This window comes from Streptomyces corynorhini (assembly GCF_003346515.1).
GTDB lineage: Bacteria > Actinomycetota > Actinomycetes > Streptomycetales > Streptomycetaceae > Streptomyces > Streptomyces corynorhini.
This window is the reverse complement of the sequence record NZ_QQNA01000045.1, coordinates 1-10,022: the sequence shown is the minus strand read 5'-3', so window position 1 is coordinate 10,022 and position 10,022 is coordinate 1. Positions and strand designations below refer to the sequence as shown.

Sequence of the window (10,022 nt, the reverse complement as noted above, 5' to 3'; positions counted from 1 at the left end):
CCACCGGACCCGGAAGGCCCTCCCGCGTTGCCGGGGACCGGCTCGCACCAGGCCGCCCGCCACGGTTCACCTTCCGTTCACTCGCCCCCGTCGGCGGCTTCACCTGTTCTGCCTAATTTCGGCCTTAGAGGCCGCACGGATAGGTGGGGTGGAGGAAGGAGCGGGGTGAGGGGCAAGCATGGCAAGGCGGAGGAGGGAGGCGACGCGGAGCGTCGTGGACCGACGACAACGCCGCCAGGCGCCGCCCATCGCCCCGCGACGCCGCCCCACCTATTCGCGCGGCCTCTTACACGGTGCGCGGATGGCCGCCGCACCCACCACCACCTCGCACGCCGCCGTAGAACGAAAGACACCGGCGGCTTCTGGAAGGAACACCCGAAGTGAAGCTTCAGCGCAAGAACGGGCTGCGCGCCACCGCGCTCGGTGCCCTCGCCGTCTCCGGCGCCCTGGTTCTCACGGCGTGCGGCTCGGACAACAACACCGACGGCTCAGGCGACGCGGCGAAGCCGACCAACGCCGCGACGAGCGCGATGTGCAAGGACGCCAAGGGTGAGCTGCTCGCCTCCGGCTCCAGCGCGCAGAAGAACGCCATGGACCTCTGGGTCAAGAACTACATGGCCACGTGTTCCGGCGTGCAGGTCAACTACAAGTCCTCCTCCTCCGGCGAGGGCATCATCGCGTTCAACCAGGGCTCCGTCGGCTTCGCCGGCTCCGACTCGGCGCTGAAGCCCGAAGAGGTCGCCGACTCGAAGAAGACCTGCACGGACGGCGGCCAGGGCATCAACCTGCCGATGGTCGGCGGCCCCATCGCGATCGGTTACCACCTGGAGGGCGTGGACAGCCTGGTCCTCGACGCCCCCACGCTCGCCAAGATCTTCGACAGCAAGATCAAGAACTGGGACGACGCGGCGATCAAGAAGCTGAACCCGGACGCCAAGCTCCCGAACAAGGCGATCCTGGCGTTCCACCGCTCCGAGGACTCCGGCACCACGCAGAACCTCGGCAAGTACCTCGGCGCCACCGCCTCCTCGGACTGGAAGTACGAGGCGGAGAAGAAGTGGCCCGCCCCGGGCGGCCAGGCCGCGTCCGGCTCCTCCGGTGTCGCGGCCCAGGTGAAGCAGGTCGACGGCTCCATCGGTTACTTCGAGCTGTCGTACGCGACCTCGCAGAAGATCTCCACCGTCCAGATCGACACCGGCGCCAGCGCCCCGGTCGAGGCGACCTCCGAGAACGCGTCCAAGGCCATCGCCGCCGCCAAGATCAAGGGCACCGGCAAGGACCTGGCGCTCGACCTCGACTACACCACCAAGGCCGACGGTGCCTACCCGATCGTCCTGGTGACGTACGAGATCGCCTGCGACAAGGGCAACAAGCCCGCGTCCCTCGCCACGGTCAAGTCCTTCCTGACCTACACCGCCGGGGAGGAGGGCCAGAAGCTGCTCTCCGAGGCCGGCTACGCGCCGATCCCGGCGGAGATCAACGCCAAGGTCCGCGAGACGGTCGCCTCCCTCAGCTGAGTCCCGCTTCCCGCACCGGCCGCCGGGCAGCCGCCCGGTGGCCGGTGGACGGTGGCCGGTGGACGGCCTCCCGGGGGCGGTTCCCACCGTCCCCGGGCCCGGCCGCCGGGCCGCGGACCAGCCGGCCCAACCGTTCCATCCCCCATCCGGTGCACCGCCGCCAGGGGAGCCCCGCTCCCCCACACAGACCGGAAAGACATGGCTTCCACCACACCGATAGACACCCCGCCGGCCTCGCCGGTCCCCCCCGCCGGTCCTTCGTCCAGCAGCTCCACGGGCCGCGCCGGCGACAAGATCTTCTCGGGCCTCTCCAGAGGTTCGGGCATTCTGCTGCTCGTGGTCATGGCGTCGATCGCGGGGTTCCTGACCTACCGCGCCGCCATCGCCATCTCCAAGGACCAGGGCAACTTTTTCACCACGTTCGACTGGAGCCCCTCCGCGAACCCGCCGGTCTTCGGCATCGCGGTCCTGCTCTTCGGCACGATCGTCAGCTCGATCATCGCGATGGTCATCGCGGTTCCGATCGCTGTCGGCATCGCGCTGTTCCTCTCGCACTACGCGCCGCGCAAGGTGGCCGCGCCCCTCGCCTACGTGGTGGACCTGCTGGCCGCCGTACCGAGCATCATCTACGGCATCTGGGGCGCCCTCGTCCTCGTCCCGTACCTCGGCGGCCTGAACGTCTGGCTCGACCAGTACTTCTCCTGGACGTACGTCTTCGACCAGACGCAGCCCGGCGTGGCCCGCAACATGCTCACCGTCGGCATCCTGCTGGCCATCATGATCCTGCCGATCGTGACCAGCGTCAGCCGGGAGGTCTTCCTCCAGGTCCCGCGGATGAACGAGGAGGCCGCCCTGGCGCTCGGCGCGACGCGCTGGGAGGTCATCCGGCTCTCCGTGCTGCCCTTCGGACGCTCAGGCGTCATCTCCGCCTCGATGCTGGGACTGGGCCGCGCGCTCGGCGAGACGATGGCCGTCGCGACGGTCCTCTCCCCGAACTATCTGATCTCGCTCCATCTGCTCGACCCGGGCGGCGCCACGTTCGCCCAGAACATCGCGGCGAAGTTCGACGAGGCCAACCCGCTCGGGCGTGACGCCCTGATCGCCTCCGGCCTGGTCCTCTTCGTCCTCACCCTGCTGGTGAACGGTGCGGCCCGGCTGATCATCGCGCGCCGCAAGGAGTACTCGGGGGCCAACGCATGAGCCACACAGCCATCAAGGACACGCGGACCCCGGTGGATCCGTCGGACGGCCGGGGAAGCCTCAGCCAGCGCAGCCTGCCGCGCTGGGCGCCGACCGGATTCGCGGCGGCCGGGCTCGCCATCGGCGCCGGTGTCGGCGCGGGCGCGGGGCTGAGCAGCAAGGTCCAGTGGGGCCTGATAGCCGTCGTGGCGTTCCTCGTCATCTCGTACACCGCGACCACCGTCGTCGAGAACCGCCGCCAGGCCAAGGACCGCCTCGCCACCAGCGTCGTCTGGGTCTGCTTCGTCCTCGCGGTCATCCCGCTGGTCTCGCTGCTGTGGACCACCATCAGCCGCGGCATCGGCTCGCTCGACCCGCACTTCCTGACGCACTCCATGGCGGGGGTCATCGGCTCCGACCCCAACGGCGGCGTCTACCACGCGGTGATCGGCACGCTGGAGCAGGTCGGCATCGCCACCGTGATCGCCACCCCGATCGGTCTGCTCACCGCCGTCTACCTGGTCGAGTACGGCAAGGGCGCGCTGGCCAGGGCCGTCACGTTCTTCGTGGACGTGATGACCGGCATCCCCTCCATCGTCGCGGGTCTGTTCATCCTGTCGATCATGCTGATGGCCAAGATCGGACCGTCCGGGCTGATGGGCGCGATCGCGCTGAGCATCCTGATGGTGCCGGTCGTGGTGCGCTCCACCGAGGAGATGCTCAAGCTCGTGCCGAACGAGCTGCGCGAGGCGGCCCTCGCCCTGGGCGTGCCGAAGTGGCGCATGATCCTCAAGGTCGTCCTGCCGACCGCGATCGGCGGTATCTCCACCGGAGTGATGCTCGCCATCGCGCGTATCGCCGGTGAGACCGCGCCGGTCATCCTGCTCGTCTACGGCAGCCAGTTCATCAACATGGACCCCTTCAACGGCGCCCAGTCCTCGCTGCCCTTCTACATCTACGAGCAGTACAAGATCGGTGAGGTCGAGGCGATCAACCGGGCCTGGTCCGCGGCGCTGCTGCTGATCGCGTTCGTGATGATCCTCAACCTGGTGGCGCGCGGCATCGCCCGCTGGAAGGCACCCAAGACCGGCCGCTGAGGCCCCGATATCCGGCTCCGCCGCCGCGGGGCCCACCGGAAAGAAGCAGTGATCCCATGGCCAAGCGCATCGACGTCAGCGGCCTGACCGCCTACTACGGCACCCACCGCGCCATCGACGACATCTCCATGACCGTGGAGCCCCGCTCCGTGACGGCCTTCATCGGCCCGTCCGGCTGCGGCAAGTCCACCTTCCTGCGCACCCTGAACCGCATGCACGAGGTCACCCCCGGTGGCCGCGTGGAGGGCAAGGTGCTGCTGGACGACGAGAACCTGTACGGCCCGAACGTCGACCCGGTCGCGGTCCGCCGTACGGTCGGCATGGTCTTCCAGCGCCCGAACCCGTTCCCCACCATGTCGATCTTCGACAATGTCGCCGCGGGGCTGCGGCTCAACGGCACGGCCCGCAAGAGCGACCTCGCGGAGACCGTCGAGAAGTCCCTCAAGGGCGCCAACCTCTGGAACGAGGTCAAGGACCGCCTCAACAAGCCCGGCTCCGGTCTCTCCGGCGGCCAGCAGCAGCGTCTGTGCATCGCCCGCGCGATCGCGGTCGAGCCGCAGGTCCTGCTGATGGACGAGCCGTGCTCCGCCCTCGACCCGATCTCGACGCTCGCCATCGAGGATCTGATCGGGGAGCTGAAGGAGCGCTTCACGATCGTCATCGTGACGCACAACATGCAGCAGGCGGCGCGTGTCTCGGACCGTACGGCCTTCTTCAATCTGGCGGCCGTCGGGCAGCCCGGCAAGCTGGTCGAGATCGACGAGACCGAGCGAATCTTCGCCAACCCGTCCGTGCAGGCCACGGAGGACTACATCTCCGGCCGCTTCGGATAAGGCCGGTCCGGTCCGGGTCAGGCCAGGCACGGTCCGTCCGGTCCGGTCCACGGGTAGAGCGATCAAGCGTCCTGCGGTGCTGCATGGCGGTGCCACCGCAAGACGAAGGGCCCGCCCCCTCTCCCAGGGGGGGCGGGCCCCCATGCGTTCCACGGTCGTACGGGCGCGTACGGCGGTCAGCCGAACGCCAGGTTCACGATCCAGAAGGTCAGCGCCGCCACCAGCGCGGCGGCCGGCATCGTGATGAACCAGCCCAGAATGATGTTCTTGGCGATCCCCCAGCGCACCGCCTTGACCCGCTTCGTCGCGCCCACGCCCATGATCGCGGAGGTGATCACATGCGTCGTGGAGATCGGGGCGTGGAAGAGGAACGCCGAGCCGAACATGATGGACGCGCCCGTGGTCTCGGCCGCGAACCCCTGCGGCGGGTCCAGCTCGATGATCTTGCGGCCCAGGGTGCGCATGATGCGCCAGCCGCCCGCGTACGTACCGAGCGAGAGCATCAGCGCGCAGACGATCTTCACCCAGACCGGAATGGCGTCGCCCTGGTCCTCGACGTCGGCGATGACCAGCGCCATCACCACGATGCCCATCGTCTTCTGCGCGTCCTGGAGACCGTGGCCGAGCGCCATCCCCGCCGCCGACACGGTCTGCGCTATGCGAAAACCGCGCTTGGCCTTGTGCGGGTTGGTCCTGCGGAACATCCACATGATGCCGACCATCACCAGATAGCCGAAGACCAGCCCGATCACGGGCGAGATGAACATCGGGATGACGATCTTCTCCAGCACGCCGCCCCAGATCACCTCCGTACCGCCGGCCAGCGCCGCGCCCACCATGCCGCCGAACAGCGCGTGCGAGGAGGAGGACGGCAGCCCGAAGTACCAGGTGACCAGGTTCCAGACGACCGCGCCGACGAGCGCGGCGAAGAGGATGCCCATCCCCCGCGAACCGTGCGGGGTGGCGATCAGCCCCTTGCTGACGGTATTGGCGACCCCCTGGCCGAGGAAGGCCCCGGCGAGGTTCATCACCGCGGCCATCGCGAGGGCCGCGCGCGGGGTCAGCGCCCGCGTGGACACCGAGGTCGCGATGGCGTTCGCGGAGTCGTGGAAGCCGTTCGTGTACGTGAAGCCGAGCGCGACACCGATGGTCACGATCAGCGCGAAGGTGTCCACGTGGTTCAGGACTCCTTGACCGCGATGGTCTCCACCGTGTTCGCGACGTGCTCGAACGCGTCGGCGGCCTCTTCAAGCACATCGACGATCTGCTTGAGCTTGAGCACCTCCATCGCGTCGTACTTGCCGTTGAAGAGATGGGCCAGCAGCTTGCGGTGGATCTGGTCCGCCTGGTTCTCCAGCCGGTTGACCTCGATCCAGTACTCGGTGAGGTTGCTCATCGTCCGCAGATGCGGCATGGCCTCGGCGGTCAGCTCGGCGGCCCTGGCGAGGACCTCGATCTGCTGCTCGACGCCCTTGGGCAGCTCTTCGATGTTGTAGAGGACGACCAGGTCGACGGCCTCCTCCATGAAGTCCATGATGTCGTCGAGCTGGGAGGCGAGGCTGTAGATGTCCTCGCGGTCGAACGGCGTGATGAAGGACGAGTTCAGCTGGTGGAAGATCGCGTGGGTCGCGTCGTCACCCGCGTGTTCGGCCGCCCGCATCCGCTCCGCGATCTCGGCCCTGGCGGAGGAATCCGCCCCGAGGAGTTCCATGAGGAGCTTGGAGCCCGTGACGATGTTGTCCGCGGACGCGGCGAACATGTCGTAGAAGCTCGTCTCCCTGGGGGTCAGACGAAATCGCACGTGGGGTCCTCGGGTTACATGGATTCGGTCAGGGGTGATGCTAGGCGCATCATCCGGCCACGGCTAACCGGCGGTCCCAGTGTCACTCATGGGGGAAGGTGATGAGCACAGGGCCCTGCCCCAAGGCTCACAGACGGGTATCATATACCCAGGTGGGGTATATGCCCTTCGGGCGGCACTTCGCCCCGTACCGCACACAGCACCGCACATCCCAGCACAGACGGCGCAACCGGACAGTACTTCGGTCAGACAACGGGAGGACGCGATGACGACCACCGAGGCGGCCGGCGCGGCCACGAGCGACGCGCCCTCCGTATCCCCCACCCCCGTCACCACCGATCACGACCGCGGGGTGCACGGTTACCACCAGCAGAAGGACGAGCACCTCAAGCGGCTGCGCCGGATCGAAGGCCAGATCCGGGGCCTGCAGCGGCTGGTGGACGAGGACGTCTACTGCATCGACATACTCACCCAGGTCTCGGCCTCCACCAAGGCCCTCCAGTCCTTCGCGCTCCAGCTCCTGGAGGAGCACCTGCGCCACTGCGTGGCCGACGCGGCGGTCAAGGGCGGCGAGGAGATCGACGCGAAGGTCGAAGAGGCGACGAAGGCGATCGCCCGGCTGTTGCGCACCTGACGCGGCGGAAACATCTGACGTACGTGACATAACTGACACGGCCGCGGCCGTCGGACACCGGGAGCTTCCGGTGGCCGACGGCCGCCTGTGGCCGCCTCGGTTGCCTCCGGTCGCCTCGGTCAGCCGGGGCTCGACCTGCCGTGCCGCCAGTAGCCGTAGAACGCGACGTCGGCCTTCGGCACCCCCCGGTCGCGCACCAGGTGGCGACGGACTCCGGTGGCCAGGGCGGACTCCCCCGCGACCCAGGTGTAGGAGCGGCCCGGCCGGGGCGACGACTCCCTGACCGCTTCGAGAGCCAGCGCGCCGGGCCGGGCGGCCGGATCGTCACGGGCCAGCCAGCGCACCTCGACGCCGTCGGGCGCGGTGATGTCCGTACGGACGTCCTCGCCCGAGGCCACCTCCAGGAAGACATCGGCGACCAGCGAGGCCGGGGCGTGCTCAAGGATGGCGAGGATCGCCGGCACGGCGCTCTCGTCCCCGGCGAGCAGCTGCCACTCGGCATCGGCCGGTGGCAGATAGCTCACGCCCATGTCGAAGATCCCCGCCGGATCCCCCGGCCCGGCGCCCCGGGCCCAGGCGGAGGCAGGGCCGGTCTCGTGCAGCGCGAACTCGATGTCCACCTCGCCCAGCTCCGGCCGGAACCGGCGGACGGTGTAGTTGCGCACCCAGGGCCGGCGCGACTTCGGCAACAGGAGGACCTGCGCCATCCACGCCTCGTTGGACAGCGTCGGCATCGTCAGCCGGTCCTGCCCCGCCCGGGGGAAGAACAGCCGTACGGTCTGGTCGAAGCCCATGGGCTCCAGGTGCGCCAGGTCGGGGCCGCCGAGCGTGACGGTCGAGAAGCCCGGTGTCAGCCGGGTGTTCCGGCGCACCTCCAGCGTGATCATGCGTCGCGACTCGGGGGCGCGCACCTTGGGCAGCATGTCTCTCCCTCCGTTCTCCGTTTCGGCTTCCGCTCTCCGCTTCCGCTCTCCGGCACCGCTCTGCGATTCCGGGCCGGAGCACCAGTATTGTGAGCAATTGCTCAAGTCCCGCGCCACTCGCTTTCGGCGCGCTGTCCAGGAGGTGCCATGACATCGGAGCGTCGTCGGCTTCAGCCACGCAAGGAGCCGCGCCAGGCCCGCGCCGAACTCACCAGGCAGCGCATCCTCACCGCCGCTGCTCACGTTTTCGCCGAGTACGGCTACGCGGCGGGGACCACCAACCGCATCGCGCGGGAGGCGCGGATCTCGATCGGCTCGCTGTACCAGTACTACCCGAACAAGGACGCGATCCTGGCGGAGCTGCTGATCCGGCATCTCGACTCCGGGATGGCAGGCGGCCCCGAGCGGACGGGAGGGCCGTTCTCCGGCCCCCTCGAAGACATCATCCGCGGCCAGGTGCGCGCCGCGATCGCGAACCACCTGGACGATCCGCATCTGCTCCGCGTCATGTTCGAGCAGGCGCCCCGGTCACCGGAGCTGATCGAGAAGCTCTCCCGGCACGAGCGGGCGCGCGTCGCCTCCGTGCGCGACCTGCTGGCGACCCATCCGGAGGCGCGGGTGGACGACCCGTACACCGCCGCGCGGCTCACGGTCTCCACGGTCGAACTCGCCGTCCACCAGCTCATCGCCGAGCCGGATCCGCTCGACACCGCGGCGCTGGAGAGGGAGCTGGTCGCGATGCTCACCCGCTACCTCACGGGTGGGCCGGAGCGGACCGCGGCCCGCCCTGCGCCTCACTCCCCGCCCACGCCTCCGGCCACGGATCCACCGACCGATCCGCCCCCGCAGGACTCCCGCCGTCGGACGGACCGGGCGGACTGATGGGCGCGGGCCGACGGGGCGGGGCGCTCGCGCCGTACGTTCAGCACCTCGTCGATACGGTCGGGGCTGAGCCGGTCCCCGTCGGCGGCGGACGCGGCGATCATCAGCTCTCCGCACCATTCGATCTCGGCGAGGGCCACGTGGTCGTGGACCGTCGGCGTGCGCAGCGGGGCCACGTGCTGTCACCTCTTCCTGCCGGTCTCGACGTCCCGGAGCTGTCTCGGGGTCTGGAACCCCTAGCGTAGGGAGCACGACACGCGCCGCGCATGGCACGTCCGGACCATTTCCGGGTTGGTCCTCGACGGTAACGGCCCGATCCGGCCCGATCCGGCCCGTCGCGCAGGGCCGCCCCACAGCCCTCGCTCAGGCCCCTCGCTCAGGGCCCGTCGCACAGCCCCTCGCACAGCCCCTCGCTCAGGGCCCGATCTCGCCGTCGTAGATGTCGCCCTCCGGCGGGAGCGCGAGGGTGACCGGCTGCCCGAAGGCGTACAGCAGGGTCGTCGACGCGACCGCGACCGTGCTGCCCTGGTTGACGTAGCTGAACCGGTGGCGCACCTTGCGCAGCCGACCGGCCTCGTCCAGATACGCGTCGAACGGCACGGCCTCCTTGGCGAACCCTTTCGCCGCCGCCGTCAGCGCCCCGCGCGCGAACGGCGAGGCGGTCCTCGCGGCCCGCGCGATGTCCGCGACGCCCCGGTAGTGCCACACCCGGGTGCCCGCCAGGTCCTGCTCGGCGACGAACGTCACGTCCGTCGCGGAACGGAGCAGCTCGGCGGCGGTCAGCGGGTCCGTCGCGCCGCCCGTGACGAGGTTGCCGTCGTCCAGCGCGGTCGAGTCGACCCTGACCCACTTGTCGTCCGGGACCCCGGCGCCGCGGTTCTTCATGTACAGGGTGTCGGGCGCCAGCAGTTCGGTGAGGGGCCGGTGCTCGTCCGCGCCCGTGGGGTCCTTGGGCAGTACGAGACGCAGCCGCCCCATCCGCCGCCCGAAGTCGTACACGCCCTCGCCCCTGATGGTCACCCGGGTCCCCCCGGCCGCCATCTCCATCGACGTACGGGCCTTCGAACTCCCCGCCGCCAGCAGTACGTCGGCGGCCTTGCGCACCGAAGCGGCGTCCCGCCCCGGCCGCTCCTCGGCCGCCGACGTACTGCTGGCG

10 protein-coding genes are annotated in these 10,022 nt (G+C 69.5%); 6 read left to right on the top strand and 4 right to left on the bottom strand.

Annotation, left to right across the window (positions count from 1 at the left end; genetic code table 11):
- The first annotated feature begins 380 nt into the window (after nt 1-380).
- The 4 genes from pstS to pstB all read left to right on the top strand — a co-directional run bounded on the left by pstS (nt 381) and on the right by pstB (nt 4,626).
- Nucleotides 381-1,517 carry a phosphate ABC transporter substrate-binding protein PstS gene (pstS, locus tag DVH02_RS07455; RefSeq protein WP_114622907.1) on the top strand — a complete coding sequence of 379 codons (1,137 nt, stop codon included), beginning with the start codon at nt 381-383 and terminating at the stop codon, nt 1,515-1,517.
- A gap of 198 nt (nt 1,518-1,715) precedes the next feature.
- The gene (gene pstC / locus DVH02_RS07450; protein WP_114622906.1) at nt 1,716-2,717 is read left to right on the top strand and encodes a phosphate ABC transporter permease subunit PstC; all 1,002 of its coding nucleotides are present in this window, start codon (nt 1,716-1,718) and stop codon (nt 2,715-2,717) included.
- Complete coding sequence (pstA, locus tag DVH02_RS07445) at nt 2,714-3,793, top strand: phosphate ABC transporter permease PstA (RefSeq protein ID WP_114622905.1); 1,080 nt, start codon at nt 2,714-2,716, stop codon at nt 3,791-3,793. The genes pstC and pstA overlap by 4 nt, the downstream gene beginning before the upstream one ends.
- A gap of 56 nt (nt 3,794-3,849) precedes the next feature.
- Entirely contained in the window at nt 3,850-4,626 is a 777-nt protein-coding gene (gene pstB / locus DVH02_RS07440) for a phosphate ABC transporter ATP-binding protein PstB (protein WP_114622904.1), read from the top strand.
- A gap of 176 nt (nt 4,627-4,802) precedes the next feature.
- Here the strand turns inward: pstB and DVH02_RS07435 are convergent, their stop codons facing one another.
- Both DVH02_RS07435 and DVH02_RS07430 read right to left on the bottom strand, forming a co-directional pair.
- Complete coding sequence (locus DVH02_RS07435) at nt 4,803-5,801, bottom strand: inorganic phosphate transporter (RefSeq protein WP_114622903.1); 999 nt, start codon at nt 5,799-5,801, stop codon at nt 4,803-4,805.
- A gap of 5 nt (nt 5,802-5,806) precedes the next feature.
- Nucleotides 5,807-6,427, bottom strand: a complete 621-nt coding sequence (locus DVH02_RS07430; protein ID WP_114622902.1) for a DUF47 domain-containing protein — start codon at nt 6,425-6,427, stop codon at nt 5,807-5,809.
- A gap of 265 nt (nt 6,428-6,692) precedes the next feature.
- Between DVH02_RS07430 and DVH02_RS07425 the strand changes: the two genes are divergently transcribed.
- A complete protein-coding gene (locus tag DVH02_RS07425) occupies nt 6,693-7,061 on the top strand; it encodes a metal-sensitive transcriptional regulator (protein WP_114622901.1) in 369 nt (122 codons plus the stop codon).
- Between the two features lie 119 nt (nt 7,062-7,180).
- On the opposite strand, the gene DVH02_RS07420 is transcribed toward DVH02_RS07425, so the two are convergent.
- Complete coding sequence (locus tag DVH02_RS07420) at nt 7,181-7,984, bottom strand: siderophore-interacting protein (protein ID WP_114622900.1); 804 nt, start codon at nt 7,982-7,984, stop codon at nt 7,181-7,183.
- Between the two features lie 147 nt (nt 7,985-8,131).
- On the opposite strand from DVH02_RS07420, the gene DVH02_RS07415 reads away from it, so the two are divergent.
- Nucleotides 8,132-8,866 (top strand): TetR/AcrR family transcriptional regulator, encoded by a 735-nt coding sequence (locus DVH02_RS07415; protein ID WP_114622899.1) that lies wholly within the window; start codon nt 8,132-8,134, stop codon nt 8,864-8,866.
- Nucleotides 8,867-9,280: 414 nt separating this feature from the next.
- Here the strand turns inward: DVH02_RS07415 and DVH02_RS07405 are convergent.
- On the bottom strand, nt 9,281-10,022 hold a 742-nt coding region (locus tag DVH02_RS07405), incomplete at its 5' end, for a hypothetical protein (RefSeq protein ID WP_114622897.1).